This is a genomic window from Erwinia sp. 1181_3, assembly GCF_052824965.1.
On the sequence record NZ_VTDE01000004.1, the window covers coordinates 1 to 26,179 of the forward strand.

Genomic DNA, 26,179 nt, shown 5'->3' on the forward strand with positions numbered 1-26,179 from the left:
TGAGCCGACAGGACGTCGGCGAGAGGGTGAGCCGGGACAGGGATGTCCCGTCACGCCCGGTCCGGCAGGAAAGCCGCTTGACTGAGGGAACCCGCGTTAAGCGGGCGATGCGCCTGCCGCAAGCCCGGGTCCCCAGGGCGGCGGCGACTGGCCGCCCTGGGTCGCTCAGCCCGCGCAGCGGGAAAGCGAAACGCCCTTGACGTTGACCTTGACCTTGACCTTGACCTTGACCTTGTTTTTCGGGTCGACCAAAAAAAAGGTCATCCCCTACATTTGTAAGACAAAAGAAATAATGACGCAGGAAACGGTAATCTAATGCAACATTAATGTTGATAATGATTATCATTCATATATTATGTCGCAAATTATAAACGTTGTTTGCCCTGCCACAGGGCTTTGCTAATTGCTATTCCTGAAGCCGTTGTTGAGCGAATACCCATAATAACATCGCAGGTATTTCGCATGATTAAGTTTTCATCCCGCCAGGGATTACTGCACACGTCTCTCGTCGTGGGGACACTGTTCACCGCCGCCGTCTCCACGCCGCTTACCGCGGCTGAGCAGACCGATGAATCGTCCGCCAAAGCCCGCCAACAAAACACGCCGCAGGATGATGCGGTGATGACCGTCTTGTCGCCAGAAGTGAAGAAAGTGGCAGGAAGTTCAGTCACCCTTAATGCTGCCGATATGCAGCAGCGTGGTGGCAATAACTTCGGCACCATCATGCGTTACCAGCCGCTGATCGGCGCGGTAGGCAGCAGCAGCGGTTCTTCCACGGGCAAAAGCGGCTTCGACCGGGGCGGCTACACCGGCTATAACATCCGTGGCTTGGAAGGTAACCGCGTGGCGCTTGACGTCGATGGCATCCCGCAGCCAGAAGCCACCGGGCGCAGCTACGCCAGCCGTGCCGGGGTGAACACCTTCGGCATCGGCCGTGACTACATTGACCCTTATCTCTACGGTCGCGTCGAGATTGAATCTGGCGCAACGATAACGTCACGTGCGAATACCGCACTGGGCGGTACCGTCTCCTTCTTGCCGAAATCAGCCGATGATTATCTGACGCCGGGCAAACACACTGCGTTTGGCTTCCAGAGCGATTACGACTCCTCCAGCCGCAGCTGGCATAACGGCATCACCGCTGCCGCCGGGGATGAAACCCTGCGTGGTCTGATGGTGTACAGCCGCCGTGATGGTCAGCAGACCCGTAATAACAGCGATGAACTTGACGCTTACCCGGAAAACTGGCACTCCGACGCGTTGCTGACGTCCGCTATCTGGCAGCCGAACGATGAGCACAAGCTGACCGGAACGGTCGATTTTTACAGCAAAGTGAATCACAGCCGCTATGACAGCTGGGCTACTGACGGCAATACCTTACTGGGCGATGCGAACCAGCAAAGCAACACCCGCCGCTGGGGTGTCAGCCTGAAAGATGAGTGGACACCGGGTAACGACTGGGTCGACAGCCTGAGTAATAAAATTTATTACCAGCACACTGAAGCACACGACAATACGCTGATGCCATTAGGCACTGCGGGTGCCATGCAGCGCGTGTACTCTGATTACAACGTGGAAACGTACGGCTACGAAGCCCAACTGGCGAAGACACTGGGTCGCCACGATCTGCTGGCCGGGATCAACGGGCGACTTTCAGAAACCGAACGCCCGTTCAGCCAGTCTCCGGCACAGAGCGGCACCAGCATGACCACCAAACCCGAGGGTGACAGCCGTACCCTGGTGCTGGGCGCGTTTGTGCAGGACAGTATCCTGTTTGACCTTGATGGTCATGCGTTCTCTGTGGTGCCGGGCGTGCGTGTTGCGCATCAGGCAACCAAACCGCAGAACCTCGGTAATATGGCCGCGGGCACGGATGTGCTGACGCCTGCCGATGCAGAGAAGCTGTACGGAAAAACCAACAGCGATACGCAGCTGCTGCCGTCCATCAGCTTTAACTATGATATTACCCCGCAACTGATGACCTACGTGCAGTACAAGCGCGGCGCGCAGTTCCCGAACGCCAGCCAGCTGTATGGTTCATGGAACCTCGGTTCCAGCTACGCCGGAAACCGTCAGTATGCCTTGCTGGGCAATACCGATCTGGAAACGGAAACCAGTAACAACGTTGAATGGGGCGTGAAGGGCCAGGCAACGGAAGGCGTAACGCTGCATGGTGCGATGTTCTATAACACCTATAAAAACTTTATTGCCTCGACCCGTTATTCTCGCGCTACGGCACCGGACAAATTCGTCAATGTTCCTGCGAATATAGCCACTATCTATCAGGCAGAAAACCGTGATAAAGCCTATATCTGGGGCGGAGAAGTCAGCACCAAAATCAACTATGGCACCTGGTTTGATCAGGTTAACGGCCTGAGTACCACCTTTGCGTTGGGCTACAGCAAGGGCCAGGCCAAATCCCGCTATGATGGCGACAAGTATGTTGACCTCGACAGCGTGGCCCCGATGAAAGCCGTGGTTGGCGTGGCGTTTGACGATCCGGCGCAGCGCTTTGGTACGGCGATCACCGCGACTTTTGTTAAAGGGAAGCAGGCGCAGAGCACCAACCGCAACAGCTACCTGAACAGCGGAGGTGCGCTGACGGACGCCACCACGGAATATACGCGCGTGCCGGGTTACGGCATGGTGGATATGACGGCCTGGGTGAAAGTGACGAAGAACGTGAAGCTAAGCGGTGGAGTATATAACCTGACCGATCGTAAATATTGGGATTATCTCAGCAGCCGTAATATGACCGGGGAAACTCAGGTGGATATCAACGATCGCTCACTGGCCGTCCAGCCAGGACGTAACTTCCAGTTAGGTGTGAACGTCGATTTCTGATGTAAAGCAAATGCTTAACACCAGCACGGGGCGACCGGAAAAAAGGGTCGCCCCGTACAGGATTGCGTAGGGGCTGACCTTCTTTTTTGGTCAGCCCTTTATTTTGCGTGCTGATCAATATGCCCCAAATCCCGCTCCGGGAAACAGACGGCGCGCAGGCGGCGTTTGATCTCGGCGGCATCCGGAAAGCCGTCATCGGTTTTACGGTTCCAGATCACCTGCTGATTTACCGTGATCTCATACACGCCGCCAGTACCGGGGATGAGGGTAACCGCACCGAGATCGGTACTGAAGGTATGCAGCAGTTCCTGCGCCATCCAACTGGCGCGCAGCATCCAGTTGCACTGGGAACAATATTGGATCGTGACAACCGGTAATTGGCTCATGCAAGTAACCTCACCATCGTATTGAGAAGATTATTTTCCAGCCCCGGCCATAAACATCCGGACCGCGCAGGCTGTCATTTCACGTACCCGCTTCTCGCTCATTGGCGGAGCGGTGCGCTGATAAATACGGATTTCAATTTCAGCGGTCAGCAGTGCCAGAAACTGCAAGGCGCGTACCTGCGGATCGCCGAGGCGCAGCGCGCCGTTATCCATCGCTGACGAGAACAACCGCGCCAGTTTTTCCACGCTCTCACGCGGGCCGGATTCATAAAACAGCATGCCCATATCGGAATGCCCGGCTTCCCCCACCACCATACGATAAACCGACAGGGCGGTATTATCCGTGGTCATCACCTGCAACATCTGCTCGCCAAAGCGCTGTAGTTTCTCTTCCAGCGTCACGCTTTTCGCCACCGCATCGTTAAGTACATTGGCGGCGTCTGTCAAATGTTGAGTGGCATAGGTGCGGATCACCGCGCTGAACAGCTCCTCTTTCGAGGGAAAATAGTTATACAGCGTGGCTTTGGAGCCGCCAAGGCGCTTTGACAGCTCATTCATGGATGCGCGCTCGTAACCCATCTCCTGGAAAAGCTGTGCGGCAGCTTCCACGATTGCCTCACGGCGTGCTTCAGTTCGGACTTTCATCGGCTCTCCCGCGAAAAATAAACCCGAGTGTACATTTTATTGACAGAAAAATCCTGCCAAGGCATAAATATACCGTACAGTACGGTTCACTTATAAAAAAGGGTATTCTTATGTTCACTCAACGCCAGGTTTTTACATCGTCTTTATTACTCCTCTCGCTAATACTGGCAGGCTGTGCGGGCACGCAGCCGCCACGTTATGCCGGGTTATCGTCTGCTGAACAGCTGCGGCCTAACAGCGGTGAGGATGCCTATCGCCAGCCGTGGCGCACCGCAGGCCAGGTCGACTGGAAAAAATACACCACAGTGACGGTGGATCCGGTCATCGTCTATCAGGGCGCGGATAATCAGTTTGGCGATCTCAGCCAGGCCGATCGTCAGGAGCTGGCCGATTATCTGTACCAGCGCTGCAACGAGGTGCTGAAAACCCGGTTTTCACCCAGCCAGCATCCCTCGCCACAGGCGCTGCGCATTAAGCTGACGCTTACCGGAGCCGAGACCACCACGCCGGTTCTGGGAACGTTCACCAAGTTCGATCTGGCGGGTGGGCCGTACAATATTGTGCAGGCGGTGCGTGGGCGGGAAGGGCTGATGAACGGCTCAGTCAGCTATGCCGTTGAGATCTATCAGGCCGACAATAACCAGTTATTACAGGCCTGGGTGACGAAACAGTATCCTAATGCAATGAATGTCGGGGCCAGCTTTGGTTCCCTGTCGGCCGCTAAAGTGGGCATTGATAAAGGGGCTGACCAGCTGCTGGCTGTGCTGAAATAGTCTGACGTCAACACCAGGAAATACCCGGAAACAGAAGCGGCCGCAGAGCCGCTTTTTTTCTAAATGCTTTTTAACGCTGAACTTTCCCCGATTTCTTCTTTGTTCTGTCTGTGCGGCTTTGTTATTGCTGTCGTTTACTTCAGGCAAAAAAAAGAAGGAAGCCTTAATGGAAATCTACTGGTATCTCACCGCCCCCGACGGGCCGCAGCCCTGGACCGCCTCCGGCAGTCGCAAAATCGACTATGCCTGGTTTCAGGAAGTGGCGCAGGCGGTGGATAATCTGGGGTTTACCGGCGCGCTATTGGCCACCGGCGCGCACGATCCCTGGATTGTCGGGGCTTCGCTGATCCCGCTGACGCAACGGATGAAGTTCCTGATCGCGATCCAACCCGGGCTGGTTTCCCCCACGCTGCTGGCCAAAATGGCGGTGACGTTCAACCAGTTCTCCCAGGGACGCGTGCTGCTCAATGTGGTGAGCGGCGATAAAAATACCCTGGGTGCGTATGGTCTGCATCTTGAACACGACCAGCGCTACCAGTTAAGCGATGAGTTTCTTACAGTGCTGAAGCCGTTGCTGGCAGAACAGACGGTGGATTTCGAAGGTGAACACCTGCATATCAGCAACGCCCGTCTGGCGCTGGGCAACGGTGGCTACCCACCGCCTGCGCTATGGTTCGGCGGTTCATCGGAGGCAGCGCAGGACGTTGCGGCAAAACATATTGATACCTATCTCTCCTGGGGTGAAACGCCGCCGCAGGCCGCAGAGAAAATTGCCGCCGTGAAACAGAAAGCGCTTCAGCATCAGCGCACGCTGCGCTTTGGCATTCGTCTGTATGTGATCCTGCGGGAAACGGATGAAGCCGCGTGGCAGGCGGTGGAGGAGCTGTACCGTTCAATGGACGATAAAGCGATTGCTGCCTGCCACGCGCTGGCCGCCGGATCGGATTCTGTCGGTCAGGCACGCATGAGCGCACTGCACAATAACGCCCGCCCGGAAAACCCGCGTGAGCTGGAGATTTACCCGAATCTGTGGGCTGGCATCGGTCTGGTCCGTCCGGGGCCGGGTACCGCGATTGTCGGCAGCCCGGAAACCGTTGAACGCGTACTGCGTGACTATCAGCAGGCCGGCGTAGAGGTGTTTATCCTGTCCGGTTTCCCGCTGGTGGAGGAAGCACAACGCTTCAGCCAGCTGGTGTTACCGCGTCTGTCGCTGGACGCGCCCGCGGTGACGCACGTGGCTGATGATTCCGGTAATACCTTCACCTGGAGCAACCTGTGGGACAGCCCGGTGGGGCAGCAGGAGGATCGTGGATGACGTTACGTATTGGCAGTCACCCGAACAATCTTTCACTGTTTATTCTGCGCCATCGCGGCGTGCTGGAAACGGCACTGGCAGCGCAGGGCGGCGTGGTCTGGACGGATTATCTGCATGGGGGCGACAGTGCCACTTTTCTGGCAGAACAACGGCTGGATGTCGTCGGCACCGGGTCCACGCCGCCGCTGCTGGCACAGGGCAACGGTCTGGACGTGGCCTATCTGGCGGCCTCACCCGACCGGACGGCAAACTGCGCGCTGCTCGGGATGAAAGACGGGCCGCGTCAGAGCGCCAGCGATCTCAAAGGCGCGCGCATCGCCTGCATGAAAGGATCGTTTACCGACCATTTCCTCGCCCGGCTGCTGTTGCAGAACGGGCTGACACTGGACGATATCCAGCTGGTTGACCTTAACGGCAGTGAGTCTGCCCGTGCGCTGCGCGAGGGACGGGTGGATTTGTGGGCGGCTATCGATCCCTGGCTAACCGCGGCACAGGATGCTAAAAAGGTGCGCTGCCTTGTTCAGGTGGGCGAGGTGATCCGCAACCGTTCCCTGTTCTGGTGCCGTGAACGCTGGCTGCATCAGTCTGCGCAGCAGGCGGAAATCCTGCTGACGGTACTGGCCGAGAATGACCGCTGGATCGCCAGCAACAGTCAGCAGGCCGCGGAGCTGATCCATCGGCATCTTCCCGGCTCACTCAGCGTCACCAGCTGGCTCTCGACTATTCGATCCCGCCCGTGGGGCATTCACCGGGTGACCCCGGAACTGCTGGCAGAGCAGCAACAGCAGGCCGACGATCTGTTGGCCGCCCGATTTATCACCCAGGCGCTGCGGATTAACGTTGCGCTCGACAATGGAGTACAGGCATGAATAAGGGAGTGCTGCGCTGGCTGGTCGCTGCGGCGTTAGGCGTAACAATGACGGCGCAGGCCGCAGACGAGATCACACTGAGAATAGGTTTTTTACGGGCACCGACCGACCTGGCGCTGGCGAAAGAGAATGGCAGCCTGGAAAAAGCGCTGGCTGCGCACAACGTAAAACTGGAATGGGCAGGGCCGTTCTCATCAGCGGCACCCGCCTATGAAGCAATGAATGCCAATGCCATTGATATGACCACCGGCAGCTCCACGGCCTTTGTCACCGCCATTGCCGCCGGGCTGCCGCTGGTGTTCTTTGGTTATCAGGCGATGTCGCCTGATGGAGAAGGCATTGTGGTGCGCAACGATTCCACGCTGAAAACGCTGGCGGACCTGCGCGGTAAAAAAGTGGCGGTGAACAAGGGTGGCACGGGAGAGTATCTGCTGTCACGCGCGTTGCAGACGGCCGGGATCAAAGAGAGCGAAGTACAGAAAGAGTACCTGACGCCGACGGACAGCGGCAGTGCCTTTGTCGGCGGTCATGTGGATGCCTGGGCGGTGTGGGACCCGTTCCTGTCGCTGGCGCGTCAGAGCTACGAAGGGCGTCTGCTGACCAATGGCAAACAGCTGGGATCGGAGAACGCCGTGGGTTACTTTGTCACTGAGCAGTTTAACCGCCAGCATCCGGACGTGGTGAAGATCGTCTGGCAGGTGATGAAAGAGCAGAATGTCTGGGCCAAAGCGCACCCGCATGAAGCCGGGAAAATCTGGGCACAACAGATGGGCCGTCTGGGCGAAGGGCTGGGCGATCGGCTGGGCGAGGTCAATACTGTTCCGCTGTCGTCAGTAGGGGCAGAGCAGCGCCAGCATATTCAGCATGTTGCTGAGTGGTACTTGCAACAGGGGCTGATTAAGGCTATTCCTGATATTCAGGGTCACAGCGTGGAACTGTAACTCACGCGCTATCCTGCCAAACCGGGCCGACCAGCAACGTCGGCCCCACGTTTTATGCACCGTACGGAGCCTGGCTAATGACACGTATGACGGCAAAAGATTTCCCTCCTGAACTGCTCGAATATTTTGACTTCTATGTACACGGTAAAATCACGAAACGTGAGTTTCTGGATATCGCGGCGAAGTTTGTTGTCGGTGGCCTGTCGGCGGCGGCACTCGGCACCTTACTGACGCCGAATTATGCCTATGCGCAGCAGGTTGAGTTTACCGATCCCGATATTCTCGCGGAGTATATTCACTACCCGTCCCCGCAGGGACACGGGAGCGTGAAGGGTTACCTCGTCCGTCCGGCGAAAGTCACGGGGAAGGTGCCTGCAGTGGTGGTGGTGCATGAAAATCGCGGGCTGAACCCGTATATCGAGGATGTGGCGCGGCGGGTGGCGAAAGCCGGCTTTATTGCGCTGGCCCCGGACGGATTGAGTTCGGTTGGCGGCTATCCGGGCAATGATGAGAAAGGGCGCGAGCTGCAACAGCAGATTGACCCGACAAAGCTGATGAACGACTTTTTTGCGGCGATTGAGTTTCTGATGCAGCACGATGGTGCCAGCGGCAAAGTGGGCATAACCGGCTTCTGTTATGGCGGCGGGGTGGCGAATGCGGCGGCCGTGGCCTATCCCGAACTGGGCGCTGCCGTGCCGTTTTATGGTCGCCAGCCGAAAGCGGAAGATGTGGCCAAAATCAAAGCGCCGCTGCTACTGCATTATGCGGAGCTGGATACACGGATTACCGAGGGCTGGCCGGCCTATGAAGCTGCGCTGAAAGAGCATCATAAAGTCTACGAAGGCTATGTGTATAAAGGCGTGAACCACGGTTTTCATAATGATTCGACGCCGCGTTATGACAAAGCGGCGGCAGATCTGGCGTGGGAGAGAACCATCGCCTGGTTTAAACAGTATCTGGTGTAACCGGACTCTGGCGTTTGATCATATCTACCAGCGCCCTCAGGCTGACGGGCATATGGCGATTCGCCGGGAAATAGAGGCATAAACCAGGGACTGGCGGGCACCATGCCTCCAGTACCCTGACCAGCGTGCCCTGATTGAGCGCTTCCCGCACATGGCTTTCTGGCACATAGGCGATCCCCAGCCCCTGGAGGGCGGCTCCGGCCATCAGGGCTGAGCTGTTCAGCGTCAGCGTGCCGGGAACATCCAGCGCAACCTGCTGCCCGTGGCGCGAAAATTCCCAGCGATAACGCCTGCCGCCGGGCAGACGCTGGCGAATGCAGCGATGCTGTGCCAGATCATCGGGCACGCCGGGGGCCGGATGCTGCGCCAGATAGGCGGGTGAGGCCACGGCAACAAACCGGATATCCTCACCAAAACGCACGGCGATCATATCGGCGGCCACATCCTCCGCCAGCCGGATCCCTGCATCAAACCCCTGTGCCACAATGTCCACCAGCCTGCCATCCACCACCAGATCCAGCTCCACACCCGGATAACGTGCCTGATACTCCGGGATGACGGTCATCAGTAGCTGCTGAATCGCCTCTTCACCGCCGTTAATCCGCAGCGTTCCCAGTAATTGTCCCTGAGCATCCGCTACCTCCTCAAGCGCCTGCTCCAGCCCGTTGAGGTGGGGTGTAATGCGCCGCAGCAGCTTTTCTCCGGCATCGGTCAATGCCACGCTGCGCGTGGTGCGGTGCAGCAGGCGCACGCCAAGGCGCTCTTCCAGCCCGCGAATAGCATGACTCAAGGTTGAGCGCGTGACGCCTGATAATTCTGCCGCCCGGCGAAAACTGCGTTGCTCTGCCACGGCGATAAAGGCTTTGAGATCAGAGATCGAGGGGGTTCGTATTGGTGATTTCATTTCACCTCTTCATGCCAATTGTTGAGTCTTATCATGCCTGTCAGCGTGCCATAAGCTGTGCGGGTGAGTAAACAACATTGATGGAGAGCAGCGATGAGCAACAAAACATGGTTTATTACCGGCACCTCGACAGGCCTGGGGCGTCTGATGACAGAACGCCTGCTGCAGCGGGGCGACCGCGTGATTGCCACCCTGCGCAGGCACGGCCCGCTGGACGATCTGTTAGCCCGCTGGGGAGAACAGCTCTCGGTCGTGCTGCTGGATGTCACGGATACCGCCACGATGCGCACGGTGATACAGCAGGCCTTCGACCGCGCCGGGCGTATCGATGTGCTGGTCAGTAACGCAGGCTACGGGCTGTTTGGCGCAGCGGAGGAGGTCAGTGACGCGCAGATCGCACGGCAAATCGCCACCAACCTCACCAGTTCAGTGCAGCTGATCCGCACCGCATTGCCGTTTCTGCGCCAACAGGGAGGAGGGCGGATTGTGCAAATTTCTTCGGAGGGTGGGCAAATCGCCTGGCCTAATTTCAGCCTTTATCACGCCAGTAAATGGGGGATTGAAGGGTTTATTGAGTCCGTCGCGCAGGAGGTTGCGCCGTTCGGTATCGATTTCCTGCTAGCCGAACCGGGGCCGACCGATACACCGTTTGTCACCGGGATTGATATCGCTGAACCGATGGCGTGCTACGACAACACACCCGCAGGAGCCGTGCGGCGGGGGATTGCCGATGGCAGCATTGCGATTAATGGTGATGCGAAAAAAACCGTGGAGGCGATTATTGCCGCAGCGGATCTCGATAACCCGCCGTTTCGTCTGGCGCTGGGCAGCAAGGCGTATCACTCTATTCGGGAAGCGCTGACCTCGCGTTTGCAGGTGCTTGACGCAACGAAAGACATCGCATTCAGCGTTGATAAACAGGGCTGACCATGCAGAGCGAGCCTTCCGGCTCGCTCTGTCGGGGGGGTTAGTGGGTGGCGGATTTTTGCATGGAGGCTGTGGTGACGGCGCGCTTATTCTGTGCCGCCTTCACGCGCATATATTTCACCGCAATGGCAATTACCGCCGTCAGCAGAGCACCGGTAAACATGGTCAGCAGGGCCAGTGACGGTTTGTTCATCGCGCCCAGCAGGACCACAATTGGCCCGCCGTGCGCAACCTGATTGGTGATGCCCAACTGGAACGCCATCACCGCTGCCGCCATACTGCCGATCACGTTAGCCGGGATCACGCTAAGCGGGTCGCGTGCCGCAAACGGAATGGCCCCTTCAGAAATACCCACCAGACCCATCGCAAACGAGGCTTTACCGGCTTCATTCTCTTCACCGGCAAACAGCGACAGCTTACGGGACAGGAACGTGGCCAGACCCATCCCCAGCGGGGCTACCGGAATGGCGCAGGTAATTGCGCCCATATACTCCGCATGGCCTGCCGTCAGCATGCTCAGGCAGAACAGGAAGGCGACTTTATTCACCGGCCCGCCCATATCAAACCCGGCCATGCCGCCTATCACAATACCCAGCAGCACCAGGCTACTGCCATTCAGCGACACCAGCAGATGATTCATTCCGGTCATGGCGCTGGAAATCGGTGCGCCAATCACAAAAATAAACAGCCCGGCAATAAACAGCGTACCCGTAAGGGGAACGATCAGGATCGGTACGAGCGGTTGTACCATTTTGGGGTAACGGCGTGTAGCCAGCCAGCGCACCACATAGCCCACAATCAGCCCGGCGAGGATCGCACCGATAAACCCGGTTCCCGCTTCTGCGCCGTAGAAACTGCCAGTATTGGCAATCCAGCCGCCGATAAAACCGGGGGCCAGCGCGGAGCGGTCGCCGATAGCGTAAGCGATATAGGCGGAAAGGATCGGGATCATCAGTTTGAAGGCCACCACACCGACATCCAGCACCGACTGCCAGATACTGCCTTCGGGAATACTCATGCCGGAAGGGCCGGGCTGGCCGCCAATGGCCAGCGACAGAGCGATCATCAGCCCACCGGTGACCACAAAGGGGATCATATGCGACACGCCGTTCATCAGAAAACGGTAGATATCGCTGCGTCCTGAAGGCTGCGCAGCCGCGCTGCTGCTGCCGGAAGATTTATCAGCCTGATACAACGGGGCTTCCAGCCCCTGGCGGATCACCTGCTGCGCAGCTTTAATCGGGGCTTTGACCGGGGTTTGAATCAGCTTCTTCCCGGCAAAACGCGCCATCTCCACCTGTTTATCACTGCACACCAGAATGGCGTCGGCCTCGGCAATTTGCTGTGCCGTCGGGCTGTTACGCACGCCGATGGAGCCGTTGGTTTCGACAATAATCTGGTAACCCAGTTCACGTGCTCCCTGTTCCAGCGCTTCCGCCGCCAGGTAAGTGTGCGCGATCCCGGTCGGGCAGCCGGTAACGCCGATCAGCAAGCCTTTGGTTGCGGTAACCGTGGACGCAGACGTCTGCGTGGGGGCGGTCAGCAGCGCCATGACGGCCGCCGGGCTGTCGGCGGCCAGCAGACGTTCACTGAAACCGTCCTCAATAAACTTCCCGGAGAATGCCGCCAGCACTTCGATATGGTGGTCGGCACCCTGCTCAGGCGAGGCGATCATAAAGAACAGGCGGCTGGGCTGGCCGTCTTCAGCACCATAATCGATGCCCTGACGGCTGATGCCGATAGCGACGGCGGGGTGTTTCACCGCGGCACTTTTTGCATGAGGAATGGCAATCCCATCTTCAAACCCGGTGTTCGCAATGGCTTCGCGCGCCTGCACATCGGCAATAAACTGCGCTTTATCCGTAATATTGCCGGCACGGAACAGCAGTTCAGCCATCTCGCTGAACACCTGCTCTTTGCGGGTGGCGTGTAAATCAAGGCAGATTAATGTTTCATTTATAAGTGTGTTAATCATTATGCAGCCTCTCGGTCGGTCAGTAGGGGGTACAGCAATAAGATCGGGTGACTTACGGCAGGGTGCGTATCCAGTTCATAGTGGCCGGGTAGTCGGGGGCATTAAACGCCAGCGATCCCATGACCACGGTATCCGCTCCGCTGCGACGCAGTTCCGGCACGGTATGTTCACGGATGGCACCATCGGCCGCGAGGAAGATGTGTTGCTGCGCAGGGGAATCCTGGATCAGACGGCGTGCCTGTTGCAGCCGGTCGTGAGCCTCATCGGCCAGTCCCTGACCTTTGACTCCCATGCGCGTGCCGAGCAGGGTGACAAACGCCAGGCGGGAGAGATACGGCGTTAAATCGCTGACCGGGGTATGCAGTTGCAACACCATCCCGGCGGCACAGCCGTGGTGCTCAATCCGCGCCAGCGCCTGTTCGATGGGCTGATTTTCCCCCTGAATCGAGATGATATCGGCACCGGCCTCGGCAAACTGGTCGATCTGCTCCAGCAGGATCGCGTCGGATACCATCAGGTGAACATGCAGCGGTTTGGTGGTGACCTTGCGCAGCGCCGCCACCAGGTCCGGGAAAAACAGCATTGAGGGGGTAAAGTGGCCGTCAGCAACGTCAACATGGTAGATATCCGCCAGTTCATCGACGCGAGTGATGTCATCGGCCAGATGGGCGAGGTCGGCTGACCATACCGACATTTCAGCCAGGAGGCGGTCAGTAGGCAGCTGTTGCAGGCAGTGGGTACGTGGGGTTGTGGTCATCATCATGTCCTTGTTCACAGAGTCGATTAATTCGGGCCAACAGGCTGACCCGCCTTATCTTCATCATTGATTTTTTGCTGTCGCTTAAAAACACAGCGCCACGGATAAATTCATTTCCGGTTTTCGTTAAAACCGGAAATGAATATGAATACGATCACAGTCAGGCAACATGTCTTGCCCTAAAATAGGAAAAAACAGCAAAACAGGTAAGATGATGGCCGCACTGGGTGAGCATTTTCAGCGACTCTATATGCTTTACGCCGCGCATGATGTTGCGCATTTGCAGGTGGATGAAGTGGCACATGCCCTGAGCAGTACGCCGCGTAATGCGCGCATTCTGTTAAGCCGGATGCGGGAATCAGGGTGGATAGACTGGCAGCCCCAGCGCGGTCGGGGAAAACGCTCTTCGTTACGCTTTTTGATCACCCCGCAGGCGCTGCAACAGCACAATCTCAGCGACTTACTGGAGCACAGCCAGTTCGATAAAGCGCTGAAAATGGTCGGCGGCAGCAGTCCGAAGATCAAAGATCTGATCCGCGATAATTTCGGCACCTTTATCACCAACGATGAAGTGCAGCTTAAAATCCCGTATTACCGGGCGATTGACGGGCTGAATCCGCTGCTGCCGCAGCGTCGCACCGAGCGCCACCTGATCCGCCAGTGCTTTAGCGGCCTGACGCGTTACGATCCCTTTCAGCGTGCGGTGGTGCCGGACCTGGCGCACTACTGGTTGCACAACGACAGCTTTACTCAGTGGCAGTTTTTTCTGCGTAAAAACCTGCACTTTTCAGACGGCAGTAAAATCAATGCGGATGAGGTACGCCGCTGCCTTGAACATGCCCGCCATTCGGCGCAATTTCGCGCTCTGTTTAGCGATATCAGCGAGATTTCACTCGATGGTGAATTGAAACTAAGCTTTCTGCTACAGCGGCCACTGGAAAACTTCCCCGGTCTGCTTTCGGTACTGGCCGCGCGGCTATTCAAAACGCGTAATGGTCAGTGGTTGTGCAGCGGCCCGTTTTGCATCAGCGAGCATAGCGATACCGTTCTCTGTCTGCGGCGCAACAGTCACTACCACCAGAGCAGGCCGATGATCGACGAGGTGAATGTCTATCGCTTCGATACGCAGGAGCTGAACATGAGCTTTATCACGCTGCTGCATACGCATCAGGCCGAGTCGATCAATAAGCCCACCGAACGCAAGCTGGAGCAGGGCGGCTGTTTCCTTCTGATTGACAGTGAAGGTCACTGCGCGGATATGCACTGGCGGCGTTTTCTCAATGAGGTGCTGCAACCGCTGGATATTCTGCGCCGCAGCCAGCTGACGCCAAACTACTCAACGGCGCTGGCTTATGCCACCGGGATGCTGCCGGACTGGAACCACCGTATTATCGATTACGGCCAGCCGAACCCCTCCTTTGGCAATAATCGCCCGCTGGTGCTGGCCACTTTTGAACAACCGGAGCTGAGTGAGCTGGCGCGTGGCATTGTCGCTATCCTTCAGCAGCATGGCATCAGCTGCCAGATCAAACAGGTCAGCTGGCTGGAGTTTATGAGCGGGAAAGTGGAAGGGGCCGATCTGTGGCTGAGCAACTTTATGATCGACTTCGACGATATTTATTCGGCCCTGAGCTGGATGATCCCGGACCCGGTGTTAAAACATCTGCCGCAGGAGATGACGCAGAGCCTGCATCTGCTGATCCAGCAATACAGCCAGCACGAGAACGAGCGCTTTATGCCCGCCATCGCCCGCTGGTTTATGCGCATCACCCAGCAGCGCTGGCTGTTGCCGCTGTTCCATCACTGGCTGGATTACGAATCGGACTCTGCCTTTACCTGGCGCGATCTCAGTACGTTAGGCTGGCCAGACTTCAGCCAGCTGTGGATTGAGTAATCTGAGGGTTATGCGTGTATCTGCTGCTGAAGGATGGCGGTCAGTTCGGCGAAATAGGCTGCTTTATCGCGGGATTTGGCTGTGATTTCATCACATGAAACGTGCAGATCGGCAGCCACCGCCTGCGCCAGTGCCAGCGGGTGGATCTCATCCTCCGCGCAGCCTACCACTCGACGTGAAACCGGCAGGGCACGCAGTGCTTCGCTGTCGAAACCCGGATCGCATAACACCAGACGCCGCAGTAACTGCGGGTCCACGCCCTTGCTGAACAGCGCCTCCAGCGCACTGGCATTATCAGGGGACAGGGCAGCCAGGGTGATGAACAGGCCGCACTCACGGAAGGCCTCAAGGCCGGTGTGCACCGGGAAATAGTGCAAATAATCGGCCGCGAGGGCAAACGGCACCATATTGGCGGGGCTGCGCCGCTGGTGCCAGGCCGGGCGCACCAGCGTCAGGCTGCTCACGCGCTGCGGCTGCTGTGCGGCCAACCGGGCAACGATGGCCGCCCCCATTGAAATACCGGCAAAATGCGCCTGTTCAATCTCCAGGTGATCGAGCAACGCGCTCAGATCGCTGGCGAACGGGATAATGCCCAGCTGCGCTTCATCCCCCTGCGCAGAACCGCCATGACTGCGGCATTCGAGAGTGATCAGGCGGCAGTCTTCGGCTGTATAACTTTGACGTGTCTGCTGGTGGTCCCCGGTCAGACCGTGCTGGAACACCAGCACCGGGCCCGCCGCACGATTATCGCTGTAAGTTAGCGCCAGCCCCTGATGCGTAAAGGTACTAAGCATGAACCCCTCCCGTCTGCGGTATCAGGCGCGCCAGCAGAGCACTGACGCCAGCGGCATCGTCCGCTGGCAGGCCGTGCGTGACCACACAGCCGTCAAACCCGGCGGTATGCAGCGCGTTGATATACCACGGATAATCGAGTACCCCGTGCCCGGCGGTAACAAACTCACCGCGGGCATCACGGTCTTTAGCATGGGCAATGGCAATGGCCGGGGCGAGCAGATCCAGGGCCTCACCCATCACGCGCTGCTGCTGCGCCGCATCCGCCTGTTCAAACAGGTTTGCCGGGTCAAAAATAATTTTCAGGCGCGGGTGCTGAAGTTCATCGATCAACTGACGCGCCCGGGCAGCGGAGTTCACAATATTGGCCAGCTCCGGCTCAATACCGAGGTTGACCTGGTACTGGTCGGCTATCGCCAGCGCCTGTTCCATCGAGCGTAACAGTGTGCGCCAGGCGGCGGGGCTGTTGTTCTCCGGGTGCGCGCGCCACTGGTCATCGGCATCCAGCGTGCCGCTGCACAGTGTTAACAGCGGGCAGTGCAGACGGGCGGCCGATGCCGCAATGGTCTCCAGTGATGCCATCCCCCGTGCAATCACCGCCGCGTCGGGATGCGTCAGATTAAAGGTCGCTGAGATGGCTTCCATTTTTATCTGATGTTTAACGCGTGCGGCGTTGATCTCGTCGAGGATGTTTTCCGGGACGGCCGTGGGCAGGGAGGGCAGCCCGGCGCTGGCGTAGTTAAACTGGGTGGCCTGAAAGCCACACTGTTTTATCAGGGCGAAGTTTTCATCCACGCTGGCGGTGGCGAACGTTTTCGAGAATATGCCGCTATACATCAGACAGACCCCCGCGCGCTGGTGACCGATACACTGCGACCTTCCCGTACCGACTGCTGGATAGCGGCCAGCACCTGAACCACATGCAGACCTTCCTCCACGCTGGTACCGGTCACCGGTTGTTCAGTGAGGATAGCGTGGGCAAAGGCCTCCAGCTGGCGGCGATAAAAATGACCATCGGCGGCTAACGGGCGCTGCCAGCATGCCGTTTTTTCATGGAAAATATCGACATCGCTGGATTTGAACAGCCACGGGTTATAGGTTTTTGCCAGCACGCTGCCATTTTCGCCATAAAGCTGGAAACCTTCATGCCAGTCCATGCGTACACCAACGCTCAGATCAAGCTGGCCAAGCGCGCCGTTGGCAAAACCGATATCAATAAACCAGCAGTGGACCCCGCCGCGATGCAGGAAACGCGCTTCCACATCGGTGATGGTGCCATTAATGTAAAAGGCGGTATCCACCAGATGGCTGCCGTGTGCCAGCAGGTAGTATTGTTGCAGGTCCGCTTTCGGATCGACGCTGGGTTTGCGTTTTGCCGCGCTGGTAATCATTTTTGGCTGCACTGCATCGGTGACAGTGTAACGGTGGCTGTTATCGCCATACCAGCCTTTATACGCCACCGCCTGGCCCATCTCCTGCTGAACGAAATCACGCGCCGCCTGAATGCCGCCATCGAAGCGTTTCATATGGCCGACCTGCAATAATTTGCCGCTGGTCTGCGCAATGTGTACCAGCTCTTCGCTCTCTTCTACCGTGATCCCGAGGGGTTTTTCACACAGCACGTGTTTGCCTGCTTTTAACGCTTTAATCGCCAGGGGCACGTGGAACGCATCGGCGGTGGCGATAATAATCGCATCGACCTTTTCATCATCCAGCATCTGCTGATAATCGGCATACGCCACTTCCGGCGCCCACATCGCGGCCATGCGCTGGCGCAGGTCATCGGCGCTGTCGCAAATGGCATACAACCGGGCGTTACTGGCTTTGATACAGGATTCAAAATGACCCGCCTGCGAGATCGGCCCGCAGCCCAGTACACCGACGTTAATTTTACCCGAAGTTTCCATCACGCTCTCCTTTACCCCTACAGGGATAGTTGAGCTACGGCGGCAGCCGCAGCCTGATGGAGTGATTATCGTCAGGGAAAGAAAACCGGAAAACTGAACATCAACGCGGGGATTTTTTCCGGTTTTAGCCAAAACCGGTCATTTATCGCGGGGGAGGTCACAGTTTACTGCTGTAAGAGGCAGTAAAAGCGGAAACTGCGTGTTTAAAGGGAGGGGGCAGCGGGGGCGGCAAACGCGTGCTGGCGCGGATAGCGCAGTGCCTCAATCATGCGCGAAAAAGCCGCTGTATGCTGCTTACGGCTGGGATAATAGAGATAATAGCCCGCAAAGGGTTCGCTCCAGTCGAGCAGCACACGCTCAAGTGTGCCGCTGGCAAGGTGATCGGCGACGGTATCTTCCGGTAAGCAGGCCAGTCCCAGGCCGGAGAGGGCGGCATCAATGCGTGGCACCAGCGAATTCACAATCAGCTGCCCTTCAACCCGCACGCGTATTTCCCGCTGATCCTTCTTAAATTCCCACGCATATAACCCGCCCATGGTCGGCAGGCGCATATTAATACAGTTGTGCTGCTGCAAATCCTGCGGTATTTGCGGGCGACCATAGCGGGCGAAATAATCCGGTGAACCGACCACCGCCATACTCCAGTCAGGCCCGATACGCACTGCGATCATATCTTTCGCCACCTGCTCACCTAAACGCACTCCGGCATCGTAGCGGCCGCTGACAATATCCGTCAGGGTATTATCGACGGTGATTTCCACATTCACATCGGGGTACTGGTGCAGAAACGGTTGCAGGGCAGGCCAGATGGTGGATTGCGCCGCGTGCTCTCCGGCCGTCAGTCGAATATTACCGGCGGGTTTGTCGCGCATTTCTGTAATGGCGATCAGCTCAGACTCTATTTCTGTCAAACGCGGGCCAATGGAATTAATCAAGCGCTCACCGGCTTCGGTGGGGGCCACACTGCGAGTGGTGCGCGTGAGCAAGCGCAGGGCAAGCCGCTCTTCCAGCGCCCGAATCGAGTGGCTGAGCGCCGACTGAGAGACCCCGAGTTTCGCGGCCGCTTTGGTGAAACTGCGTTCGCGCGCCACCACCATCAGTGAAATAAGATCGTTGAAATTATCTTTTAACACGCGAGTCCTCGGCACATCTCAGGGGGAAGGCAGGCAGTGTAGCGCCTGACGGCATTCACGGGTAGGGGGCTTGTGTTCAGGTCTGGCGGGGCTGACCGGAGAAGGTCAGCCATCAAAGTCAGCCATTAGCGCTGATACTGCGCCTCACTCACATGCTCCAGCCAGTCGACCGCTTTACCGTCCTGCGCCTCAGCAATCGCAATATGCGTCATGGTGGTATCCGCTCCTGCACCGTGCCAGTGCTTCACACCCGGGCGGATCCAGACGATATCCCCGGTGGTAATCGCCTGTGCTTCCTTATCCCACTCCTGCACCCAGCCCTGGCCTGCGGTGACAATCAGCGTTTGCCCCAGCGGGTGAGTGTGCCACGCCGTGCGCGCCCCGGCGGAAAACGTCACGGTCGCACCGCCCACGCGGGCCGGTTCAGTAGCGCTGAACGGTGCGTTGATTTCCACCTTACCGGTGAAATAGTCTGCCGGGCCAGCTGCCGCAGGTTTACTGCCGTGTTTAATAATCTCGATCATCTTATTTTCCTCTACATTGATATCTGTCCATCATAGGGGATTAGCGCCATACGATTGAGAACGTCTGGTGTATAGAAGTGATGAAAAAAATTCATAAATCGTCTTTTAAGACGGTAACACGGGCATTTTTTGGTCCTGTTTACGCGCCAGTTCTGTTTTTTTGAGACGGGTGAAGGTGATCTGCGTCACATTTATCGGCAAAAAACAGCGTTCGTTCAGAGACGCATCAGCAGAGGCGAAAACCGATGTTTTCTGTTTTTCATCAGTCTGTTAAGTCAAATTAAAGCAGCTTTTCACTTTTGGTGTAAGGAATATGTAAGGAAGAATGTCTAATTATTCCTATTGTTACCGTAAATGATAATGATAATAATCGCATTCGCATTCCCACTGGTGCCCTTTGGCACATTTAACCTGCATCAATGCGGGTTTTCCTCCAGGTAAAAAGGATCGTGAGATGAAAGTCAGGGCGCTATGTTCGCTGATGCCGTTATTAATGGCAGGGCCACTTTATGCTGAAGAAACAGCCGATAGCGGGGGAGATATGGTGGTCAGCGCCAGCCGTACCGCCAGTGAGAAGAAAGATTCCCCGCAGGTCATCACCATCATTACCCAACAGCAGATTGAACAGCAGCGGCAGATCACCTCTGATACCTCACAGATTTTAAGCAACCTGTTACCGTCGTTTTCCCCCAGCCGTCAGAAAATGAGCGGCAGCGGCGAAACCCTGCGCGGCCGCATCCCGCTGGTGATGATTGATGGTATTCCCCAGTCGAACCCGCTGCGTCCTACCGGGCGCGAAATGCACACCATTGATGCCTCAATGATCGAACGTATTGAGGTGATCCACGGTGCCAACGCCAGCAACGGCATTGGTGCCGCGGGCGGGGTGATTAACCTGATCACCAAACGGCCGGAACCGGGTGCCTTTAATCAGCATTTTGGCGTGGAAGCCTCATCTCCGACCTCGCAGCTCAAAGGCGACACCATGGGGTACAAAACCACCTATGGCGTTGACGGGCGCGAAGAGTATCTCGATTACCTGTTCTCGGTAAGCTATGAAGATCAGGGGCTGTATCTGGATGGCAATAACCGCCCGGTGGGAGTGGATAACACCCAGGGCGATCTGATGAACTCCCGCGCTTATGATCTGTTAGGCAAAGTCGGTTACTGGCTGGATGACGATCAGCGCATTCAGCTCAGCGCCAGCTACTACCAGCTCAAAGGCAAAAATGATTATCTCAGCGTCACCGGCGACCGCGAACGCGGCATCCCGACCACCTCGATCAAGGGCACGCCGGAAGGCGAAGCGCCACATAATGAGGTCTGGAGCACGGCGATAACCTACGACAACTACAATCTGGCCGGCATGAAACTGTCGGCGCTGGCGTATTACCAGCAGTATGAAGCCCTGTTCGGATCAACGCTGTCCGGCTCCTTCCAGGATGCCAACATTGCCCCGGTGGGGACGCTGTACGATCAGTCGCGCGCGGTCACCACCAAGTACGGCACCAAAATGGCGCTGACCAAAGACGATATCTGGGACGACTACCTGAAAGTCACCCTGGGCTTCGATACGCTGTTCGACCAGTCTAAGCAGGATCTGTGGGGCACACATCGCACCTATGTACCGGAAATTAAATACACCGATCTGTCGCCGTTTGTGCAGCTTGAAGTCGCCCCCGTGGACTCACTCAAACTGTCCGGTGGCGTGCGCTATGAATATGCACGCCTGGATATCGACAGCTACCAGACCATCGCCAGCGCCAACAGTGTGACGGTCGGCGGCGGGAAACCGAGTTTCGATAAAACGCTGTATAACGTTGGCGCGGTATGGACGCCCGTTGAGCCACTCAGCCTGTTTGCCAACTACTCTCAGGGCTTTGCCATGCCGGATGTCGGCCGTGTGCTGCGCGGCATTAACCAGCCGGGGATGAGTGCAGGGACCTTCCTGAACCTGCAACCGATTGTGACCGAGAATACCGAATACGGTTTCCGTATCGATCAGCAGCCGTTTGATTTTGAACTGAGCTACTACCAGTCCCGCTCAAAGCTGGGTAGCCGTGTTGACCGCGTGGGGGATGTCTACGTAACGCGCCGTGAGAAAACCGAAATCGACGGCTTCGAAGGCACCCTGGGTTATGCGGTCAATGATGATCACCGCCTGAAACTTAGCTATTCGCATATGCGCGGCCGCTATGACAGTGATGAAAACGGTAGCCTGGATGCCAAACTCGATGGTCTGAATGTTTCGCCGGACCGCATTATTGCCAGCTGGTCGGCGAACTGGACGCCGCAGTGGAGCTCCTTTATTCAGGCCAACTGGGCGTTAAGCCGCGAGTTTGATGAAGAGGATAAAGACTTCAGCGGTTACGCGCTGGTGGATGCCGCCGTAGGCTATAAACTGCCGCGTGGACGGGTCAACCTGGCAATCTCTAACCTGTTTGATAAGCAGTACATCACCTATTATTCGCAGAGTGCCCTGGTGGAGCCGGACCGCTACTTCTCCGGCCGTGGCCGTACGGTGACGCTGGGTTACAACGTTGATTTCTGATGTCACCCATAATGACCGCCGCAGGGTGCTGCGACTAGGCCTTGGCATATTGGCCGCCGGTGCGCTGTTGCCGCTCAGGGCGCAGGGCACCGCATCCTTGCGCGTGATCACCCTGTTTCAGGGGGCGACCGATGCCATCGTGGCGCTGGGGATCACCCCCTGCGCCGTGGTGGATTCCTGGAGTGAAAAGCCCACCTACCGCTATCTGCGCACGGCATTAAACGGTGTGCCGCACGTCGGGCTGGAAACCCAGCCCAGCCTTGAAGATATCGTGCTGCTGCGGCCAGATGTGATTATTGCCTCGCGCTTTCGCCACCAGGCGATCGCGCCGCTGCTGAAGCAGATCGCGCCGCTGGTGATGCTCGATAACGTCTACGAATTTAAGCAGACCGTTGAGGCGGTGGGCCGGGCGGTCAATCGTCAGCAGATAGCTGCCGCGTTGCTACTCCGCTGGCAACAGCGCGTTAATCGCCTGCGTCAGTTACTGGAACAGCACTATGCAGCACGCTGGCCGCTGACGGTCTCCGTGCTGGATATCCGTGCGGACCATCTGCGTAGCTATCTGCCGCAGAGTTTTCCCGGCATGATCCTCAGCGAACTCGGCTTTCACTGGAATGAGGCCGCACGCCAGGCAACAGGTGTGTCGATCAAACTCAGCGGCCGCGAAAGTCTGCCGGTGGTCAATGCCGATCTGTTTTTTGTCATGCTGCACGCGGAAAAATCGGTGGTGCGGGATAATTACCGCACGCTGGTCAGTCATCCACTCTGGAAACAGATGCAGGCGCCGCAACACCACCAGGTGTGGCAGGTGGACAGCGTGACCTGGGTACTCTCCGGCGGGATTATCGCCGCGAATGCGGTGCTGGAAGATATCGAACGCCTGCTGATTACGGGGCAGCCAGCATGACGCCAGCGATGAAACTGTGCATCCTGGCGCTGCTGCTCCTGATGGCCGTGTTGCTCAGCCTGATGGCCGGGGCCAACTGGATATCACTGCCGCAGGTGCTGGCGGCGCTGACCCGGCACGATAGTATGAACCTCCAGCATATTCTGGTGACCACCTCCCGATTGCCGCGTACGCTGATGGCGCTGGCCGTGGGGGCCAGTCTGGCCGTTGCGGGCGCGCTGATGCAGGCGCTGACGCGCAACCCGCTGGCGTCACCTGGCCTGTTCGGCATCAATGCCGGAGCCACCTTCTGTATTATCCTGTGCAGCGCCGTATTCTCACTGGCTTCCCTCAACGCGTTGGTCTGGTGCGCCTTTGCCGGCGCCGCCGTGGCGGGAACGCTGGTGTGGCTGATCGGTACGGCCGGGCGTGGGCGCCTTAATCCGCTGCGCATTGTGCTGGCCGGGGCATCGATCACTGCGTTGTTTACCGCCTTTAGCCAGGCGATGCTGGTGATCGACCAGCAGGGGCTGGATACGCTGCTGTTCTGGCTGGCCGGATCGCTTAGTGAGCGTGAACTGGCTGCTGCATGGCCGATCCTGACGCTCAGCGCTGTTGGGCTGGCGGTGACGCTCCTGTTTGCCGGGCAGGTGAACGTGCTGAATGCCGGGGACGATATAGCCACCGCGCTGGGCCAGCGTGCCGGGCCTGTTCGCCTGCTGCTGGCGGGGCTGATTGTGCTGCTGGCAGGGAGCGCCGTGGCGCTGGCCGGCAGCATTGGTTTTATCGGCCTGGTGGTGCCGCATATGGTACGCAAAGGCCTCTCCATCGATCATCGCTGGCTGTTGCCAGGCTGCGCGCTGGGGGGCGGGTTACTGTTGCTGTTGGCCGATATCCTGGCCCGCGTGGTGATCCTGCCCCAGGAGGTGCCGGTGGGGGTGATGACCGCGCTGTTTGGTGCGCCTTTCTTTATCTGGCTGGCGCGGCGTGGAGGGCGCTATGGATAAAATTATCGCGCTACGCTGGGGCGCTTTTTCACGCCAGATCAATCTGAACACCGTGTTACGGCTGTTGCTGGCGTTGGGTATTCTGCTGCTGGTGATGCTGCTGTCGCTGGCGCAGGGGAAAGTGACAATGTCACCCATAACCGTGTTGCGGCTGCTGTTTAGCGATGACTCCGGCGGGCTGACGTTTATTGTGCAGCAGCTCCGTCTGCCGCGCATCGTACTGGCGGGGCTGGTGGGTGGGGCGCTGGCGGTATCGGGTCTGATCCTGCAAAACATTATTCGCAATCCGTTAGCCTCGCCCGATCTCCTGGGGATCACCAGCGGTGCCGGGACGGCCGCCGTGATCTACCTGGCCTTCTTCAGTATGACGCTGGGCGACAGTCTGTTGCCGCTGGCGGTTATTGCGGGTGCCGGGCTGGCCACCGCCAGCGTCTGGCTACTGGCCTGGAAGCAGGGGGCATCACCGCTGCGACTGGTGCTGATCGGCGTGGGTGTGTCGGCGCTGCTCGGGGCGGTGACCACGCTGATCCTGGTGTTCAGCCCGCTGACCACCACGCTGTCGGCCTACGTCTGGCTGACCGGCAGCGTATACGGAGCCACCTGGTCGCAGGCCGTGGCCCTGGCGCAGTGGCTGCTAGCGATCCTACCCTTATTGTTCTGGCTGGCCCGTCAGGTAATGGTGCAACAGCTGGATGAGGGGCTGGCAGGCGGCATTGGCGTGCGCGTGCAGTGGCAGCGCGGCGGACTGTTACTGGTGAGCGTGGCGCTGGCGGGCGTGGCGATTGCCTGGGGCGGGGCGATGGCGTTTGTCGGGCTGATTGCCCCGCATATCGGCAAACGTCTGGTTGCCGCCGGATTTGCCGGGCAGGCGTTGATGAGTGCGATGGTTGGTGCCATGGTGCTGATACTGGCCGATCTGATCGGCCGCGTGCTGTTTCTGCCCGCCGATCTGCCTGCCGGGATTTTTGTCGCGGTACTCGGCACACCGTTCTTTTTAACTCTGCTGATCACCCAGCGTCACTAAGGAAGCTGAACTATGACGGCCATTGCCGCCCGCGATCTGACCCTGAGTTACCAGAATCAGACCATTATTGACGGTCTGGATATTGACCTGCCGCAGGGGAAAATCACGGTGCTGATCGGCAGCAACGGCAGCGGGAAAAGCACGTTGCTGCGATCTTTCGCGCGCCTTCTGAAGCCGCAGTCCGGCTCGGTCCGCGTCAACGGTCAGGATATTCAGCAGCAGTCGACCGTTGCGGTGGCCCGTGAGCTGGCGATCCTGCCGCAGAACCCGGTAGCCCCGGAAGGCATTAACGTGCGCCAGCTGGTGAGCCTGGGGCGTTACCCCTGGCAGAACTGGTTGCAGCAGTGGTCAGCCCGGGATGAAGCCGAGGTTAATGCCGCTCTGCACGCTACCCATGTTGCGGGGCTGGCCGATCGCCCGGTTGAGGCGCTGTCGGGTGGGCAGCGCCAGCGGGTGTGGATTGCCATGACGCTGGCGCAGGGCACCGATATTTTGCTGCTGGATGAGCCGACGACCTTTCTTGATGTTGCCCACCAGATTGAGGTGCTGGATCTGCTGCGTGACCTGAATCGCCAGCAGAATAAAACGATTGTGATGGTACTCCACGACCTCAATCTGGCCTGTCGTTATGCCGACCATCTGGTCGCTGTGCATCAGCGCGGCGTGGTGGCGGCAGGGGCGCCGCAGGCGATCCTCAGTGAAGCGTTGGTAAAAAACGTGTTTGACCTGAACTGCCGCATTATCGATGATCCATTCTACGGTACACCGCTGGTGATCCCGCTCAGTAAAGAACATGGCTAGCGCGGGCACGCCTGCACGCAGCGTTGCAGCGCGCCGCTGCAGCCGCTATTTTTATCCCGATCGCAGCGGCTGTTCTGCACATAGCAGCTTTGCTGGCAGGCGCCATTATCGTTAGCGGCGATGGCGGCAACGCCGGGAGTGAGCAGGGCAATCAGTAACGCGATGAGCAGTGGTAGGTTGAGTGACATCGTCTGGCTCCGTCGTGGCTTTACTCTTAGCGTAATCCAGGTCTGTTAATAGCGCCTGTCCATACATCGAAATGATATCCCCCGCGGCTAAACCTACCCGTAGTGGTCGACCCTCTTTTTCGGTCGACCAGTGCTGATGGTTGGCACATCAGGCCAGGTCAAAATTCTGAG

The 26,179-nt window shown here is 57.9% G+C and carries 24 protein-coding genes; 13 read left to right on the forward strand and 11 right to left on the reverse strand.

Going from position 1 to position 26,179, the window contains the following annotated elements:
• Window positions 1–462 precede the first annotated feature (462 nt).
• Complete coding sequence (locus tag FY046_RS11900) at window positions 463–2,844, forward strand: TonB-dependent receptor domain-containing protein (RefSeq protein ID WP_446186068.1); 2,382 nt, start codon at window positions 463–465, stop codon at window positions 2,842–2,844.
• 98 nt (window positions 2,845–2,942) lie between these two features.
• Here the strand turns inward: FY046_RS11900 and FY046_RS11905 are convergent, their stop codons facing one another.
• Together FY046_RS11905 and FY046_RS11910 are read right to left on the reverse strand one after the other, a co-directional pair.
• The gene (locus FY046_RS11905) at window positions 2,943–3,230 is read right to left on the reverse strand and encodes a SelT/SelW/SelH family protein (RefSeq protein ID WP_133841995.1); all 288 of its coding nucleotides are present in this window, start codon (window positions 3,228–3,230) and stop codon (window positions 2,943–2,945) included.
• A 30-nt stretch (window positions 3,231–3,260) separates the two neighbouring features.
• A complete protein-coding gene (locus tag FY046_RS11910; protein WP_133841996.1) occupies window positions 3,261–3,875 on the reverse strand; it encodes a TetR/AcrR family transcriptional regulator in 615 nt (204 codons plus the stop codon).
• 110 nt (window positions 3,876–3,985) lie between these two features.
• On the opposite strand from FY046_RS11910, the gene FY046_RS11915 reads away from it, so the two are divergent.
• From FY046_RS11915 to yghX, 5 genes are all read left to right on the forward strand, one after another.
• Window positions 3,986–4,648 (forward strand): DUF3313 domain-containing protein, encoded by a 663-nt coding sequence (locus FY046_RS11915; RefSeq protein ID WP_133841997.1) that lies wholly within the window; start codon window positions 3,986–3,988, stop codon window positions 4,646–4,648.
• Between the two features lie 166 nt (window positions 4,649–4,814).
• Complete coding sequence (locus FY046_RS11920; RefSeq protein ID WP_446186069.1) at window positions 4,815–5,963, forward strand: LLM class flavin-dependent oxidoreductase; 1,149 nt, start codon at window positions 4,815–4,817, stop codon at window positions 5,961–5,963.
• On the forward strand, window positions 5,960–6,832 hold the full coding sequence (locus FY046_RS11925; protein WP_339506291.1) for an ABC transporter substrate-binding protein: 873 nt from the start codon (window positions 5,960–5,962) through the stop codon (window positions 6,830–6,832). The genes FY046_RS11920 and FY046_RS11925 overlap by 4 nt, the downstream gene beginning before the upstream one ends.
• Window positions 6,829–7,773, forward strand: coding sequence for an aliphatic sulfonate ABC transporter substrate-binding protein (locus FY046_RS11930; protein WP_133842000.1), 945 nt, complete (start codon window positions 6,829–6,831; stop codon window positions 7,771–7,773). The genes FY046_RS11925 and FY046_RS11930 overlap by 4 nt, the downstream gene beginning before the upstream one ends.
• Before the next feature lie 77 nt (window positions 7,774–7,850).
• The gene (gene yghX, locus FY046_RS11935) at window positions 7,851–8,738 is read left to right on the forward strand and encodes a YghX family hydrolase (protein ID WP_133842001.1); all 888 of its coding nucleotides are present in this window, start codon (window positions 7,851–7,853) and stop codon (window positions 8,736–8,738) included.
• Here the strand turns inward: yghX and FY046_RS11940 are convergent.
• A complete protein-coding gene (locus tag FY046_RS11940) occupies window positions 8,719–9,642 on the reverse strand; it encodes a LysR family transcriptional regulator (RefSeq protein WP_431021756.1) in 924 nt (307 codons plus the stop codon). The two genes, yghX and FY046_RS11940, sit on opposite strands and share 20 nt — an antisense overlap.
• Before the next feature lie 93 nt (window positions 9,643–9,735).
• Here FY046_RS11940 and FY046_RS11945 point away from each other — a divergent pair, with 93 nt between their 5' ends.
• Complete coding sequence (locus tag FY046_RS11945) at window positions 9,736–10,569, forward strand: SDR family oxidoreductase (RefSeq protein ID WP_159336615.1); 834 nt, start codon at window positions 9,736–9,738, stop codon at window positions 10,567–10,569.
• Between the two features lie 40 nt (window positions 10,570–10,609).
• Here the strand turns inward: FY046_RS11945 and FY046_RS11950 are convergent, their stop codons facing one another.
• On the reverse strand, window positions 10,610–12,544 hold the full coding sequence (locus FY046_RS11950) for a PTS fructose transporter subunit IIABC (protein ID WP_167864907.1): 1,935 nt from the start codon (window positions 12,542–12,544) through the stop codon (window positions 10,610–10,612).
• Window positions 12,545–12,596: 52 nt separating this feature from the next.
• Complete coding sequence (locus FY046_RS11955; protein WP_446186070.1) at window positions 12,597–13,301, reverse strand: ribulose-phosphate 3-epimerase; 705 nt, start codon at window positions 13,299–13,301, stop codon at window positions 12,597–12,599.
• Window positions 13,302–13,470: 169 nt separating this feature from the next.
• Here FY046_RS11955 and FY046_RS11960 point away from each other — a divergent pair, with 169 nt between their 5' ends.
• The gene (locus FY046_RS11960) at window positions 13,471–15,195 is read left to right on the forward strand and encodes an SgrR family transcriptional regulator (RefSeq protein ID WP_159336617.1); all 1,725 of its coding nucleotides are present in this window, start codon (window positions 13,471–13,473) and stop codon (window positions 15,193–15,195) included.
• A gap of 8 nt (window positions 15,196–15,203) precedes the next feature.
• Here the strand turns inward: FY046_RS11960 and FY046_RS11965 are convergent, their stop codons facing one another.
• The 5 genes from FY046_RS11965 to FY046_RS11985 all read right to left on the reverse strand — a co-directional run bounded on the left by FY046_RS11965 (window position 15,204) and on the right by FY046_RS11985 (window position 19,548).
• A complete protein-coding gene (locus FY046_RS11965) occupies window positions 15,204–15,989 on the reverse strand; it encodes an alpha/beta fold hydrolase (RefSeq protein WP_446186071.1) in 786 nt (261 codons plus the stop codon).
• The gene (locus tag FY046_RS11970; RefSeq protein WP_167864909.1) at window positions 15,982–16,824 is read right to left on the reverse strand and encodes a sugar phosphate isomerase/epimerase family protein; all 843 of its coding nucleotides are present in this window, start codon (window positions 16,822–16,824) and stop codon (window positions 15,982–15,984) included. Before FY046_RS11970 ends, FY046_RS11965 begins: the two co-directional genes overlap by 8 nt.
• Window positions 16,824–17,894 (reverse strand): Gfo/Idh/MocA family protein, encoded by a 1,071-nt coding sequence (locus FY046_RS11975; protein WP_133842008.1) that lies wholly within the window; start codon window positions 17,892–17,894, stop codon window positions 16,824–16,826. The genes FY046_RS11970 and FY046_RS11975 overlap by 1 nt, the downstream gene beginning before the upstream one ends.
• Before the next feature lie 203 nt (window positions 17,895–18,097).
• Window positions 18,098–19,027 carry a LysR family transcriptional regulator gene (locus tag FY046_RS11980; RefSeq protein ID WP_133842009.1) on the reverse strand — a complete coding sequence of 310 codons (930 nt, stop codon included), beginning with the start codon at window positions 19,025–19,027 and terminating at the stop codon, window positions 18,098–18,100.
• 125 nt (window positions 19,028–19,152) lie between these two features.
• Complete coding sequence (locus tag FY046_RS11985) at window positions 19,153–19,548, reverse strand: (R)-mandelonitrile lyase (protein WP_208868825.1); 396 nt, start codon at window positions 19,546–19,548, stop codon at window positions 19,153–19,155.
• Window positions 19,549–20,005: 457 nt separating this feature from the next.
• Between FY046_RS11985 and FY046_RS11990 the strand changes: the two genes are divergently transcribed.
• Genes FY046_RS11990 through FY046_RS12010 form a run of 5 tightly spaced genes read left to right on the forward strand, consistent with a single transcriptional unit; the run spans window position 20,006 to window position 25,820 of the window.
• A complete protein-coding gene (locus FY046_RS11990) occupies window positions 20,006–22,102 on the forward strand; it encodes a TonB-dependent receptor (protein WP_192933168.1) in 2,097 nt (698 codons plus the stop codon).
• Entirely contained in the window at window positions 22,092–23,009 is a 918-nt protein-coding gene (locus FY046_RS11995; RefSeq protein WP_242462179.1) for an ABC transporter substrate-binding protein, read from the forward strand. The genes FY046_RS11990 and FY046_RS11995 overlap by 11 nt, the downstream gene beginning before the upstream one ends.
• Window positions 23,006–23,995, forward strand: coding sequence for a FecCD family ABC transporter permease (locus FY046_RS12000; RefSeq protein WP_167864911.1), 990 nt, complete (start codon window positions 23,006–23,008; stop codon window positions 23,993–23,995). The genes FY046_RS11995 and FY046_RS12000 overlap by 4 nt, the downstream gene beginning before the upstream one ends.
• Window positions 23,988–25,019, forward strand: coding sequence for a FecCD family ABC transporter permease (locus FY046_RS12005; protein ID WP_446186072.1), 1,032 nt, complete (start codon window positions 23,988–23,990; stop codon window positions 25,017–25,019). Before FY046_RS12000 ends, FY046_RS12005 begins: the two co-directional genes overlap by 8 nt.
• 12 nt (window positions 25,020–25,031) lie before the next feature.
• On the forward strand, window positions 25,032–25,820 hold the full coding sequence (locus tag FY046_RS12010) for an ABC transporter ATP-binding protein (RefSeq protein WP_446186073.1): 789 nt from the start codon (window positions 25,032–25,034) through the stop codon (window positions 25,818–25,820).
• Here the strand turns inward: FY046_RS12010 and FY046_RS12015 are convergent.
• Window positions 25,817–26,008 carry a hypothetical protein gene (locus tag FY046_RS12015; RefSeq protein WP_339457767.1) on the reverse strand — a complete coding sequence of 64 codons (192 nt, stop codon included), beginning with the start codon at window positions 26,006–26,008 and terminating at the stop codon, window positions 25,817–25,819. The genes FY046_RS12010 and FY046_RS12015 overlap by 4 nt on opposite strands.
• Window positions 26,009–26,179: the final 171 nt, after the last annotated feature.

Coding starts and splice junctions, on each gene's coding strand:
- FY046_RS11900 (WP_446186068.1), top strand. CDS start 463: ATGATTAAGTTTTCATCCCGCCAGGGATTACTGCACACGTCTCTCGTC.
- FY046_RS11905 (WP_133841995.1), bottom strand. CDS start 3,230: ATGAGCCAATTACCGGTTGTCACGATCCAATATTGTTCCCAGTGCAAC.
- FY046_RS11910 (WP_133841996.1), bottom strand. CDS start 3,875: ATGAAAGTCCGAACTGAAGCACGCCGTGAGGCAATCGTGGAAGCTGCC.
- FY046_RS11915 (WP_133841997.1), top strand. CDS start 3,986: ATGTTCACTCAACGCCAGGTTTTTACATCGTCTTTATTACTCCTCTCG.
- FY046_RS11920 (WP_446186069.1), top strand. CDS start 4,815: ATGGAAATCTACTGGTATCTCACCGCCCCCGACGGGCCGCAGCCCTGG.
- FY046_RS11925 (WP_339506291.1), top strand. CDS start 5,960: ATGACGTTACGTATTGGCAGTCACCCGAACAATCTTTCACTGTTTATT.
- FY046_RS11930 (WP_133842000.1), top strand. CDS start 6,829: ATGAATAAGGGAGTGCTGCGCTGGCTGGTCGCTGCGGCGTTAGGCGTA.
- yghX (WP_133842001.1), top strand. CDS start 7,851: ATGACACGTATGACGGCAAAAGATTTCCCTCCTGAACTGCTCGAATAT.
- FY046_RS11940 (WP_431021756.1), bottom strand. CDS start 9,642: ATGAAATCACCAATACGAACCCCCTCGATCTCTGATCTCAAAGCCTTT.
- FY046_RS11945 (WP_159336615.1), top strand. CDS start 9,736: ATGAGCAACAAAACATGGTTTATTACCGGCACCTCGACAGGCCTGGGG.
- FY046_RS11950 (WP_167864907.1), bottom strand. CDS start 12,544: ATGATTAACACACTTATAAATGAAACATTAATCTGCCTTGATTTACAC.
- FY046_RS11955 (WP_446186070.1), bottom strand. CDS start 13,301: ATGACCACAACCCCACGTACCCACTGCCTGCAACAGCTGCCTACTGAC.
- FY046_RS11960 (WP_159336617.1), top strand. CDS start 13,471: ATGTCTTGCCCTAAAATAGGAAAAAACAGCAAAACAGGTAAGATGATG.
- FY046_RS11965 (WP_446186071.1), bottom strand. CDS start 15,989: ATGCTTAGTACCTTTACGCATCAGGGGCTGGCGCTAACTTACAGCGAT.
- FY046_RS11970 (WP_167864909.1), bottom strand. CDS start 16,824: ATGTATAGCGGCATATTCTCGAAAACGTTCGCCACCGCCAGCGTGGAT.
- FY046_RS11975 (WP_133842008.1), bottom strand. CDS start 17,894: ATGGAAACTTCGGGTAAAATTAACGTCGGTGTACTGGGCTGCGGGCCG.
- FY046_RS11990 (WP_192933168.1), top strand. CDS start 20,006: ATGAAAGTCAGGGCGCTATGTTCGCTGATGCCGTTATTAATGGCAGGG.
- FY046_RS12000 (WP_167864911.1), top strand. CDS start 23,006: ATGACGCCAGCGATGAAACTGTGCATCCTGGCGCTGCTGCTCCTGATG.
- FY046_RS12005 (WP_446186072.1), top strand. CDS start 23,988: ATGGATAAAATTATCGCGCTACGCTGGGGCGCTTTTTCACGCCAGATC.
- FY046_RS12010 (WP_446186073.1), top strand. CDS start 25,032: ATGACGGCCATTGCCGCCCGCGATCTGACCCTGAGTTACCAGAATCAG.
- FY046_RS12015 (WP_339457767.1), bottom strand. CDS start 26,008: ATGTCACTCAACCTACCACTGCTCATCGCGTTACTGATTGCCCTGCTC.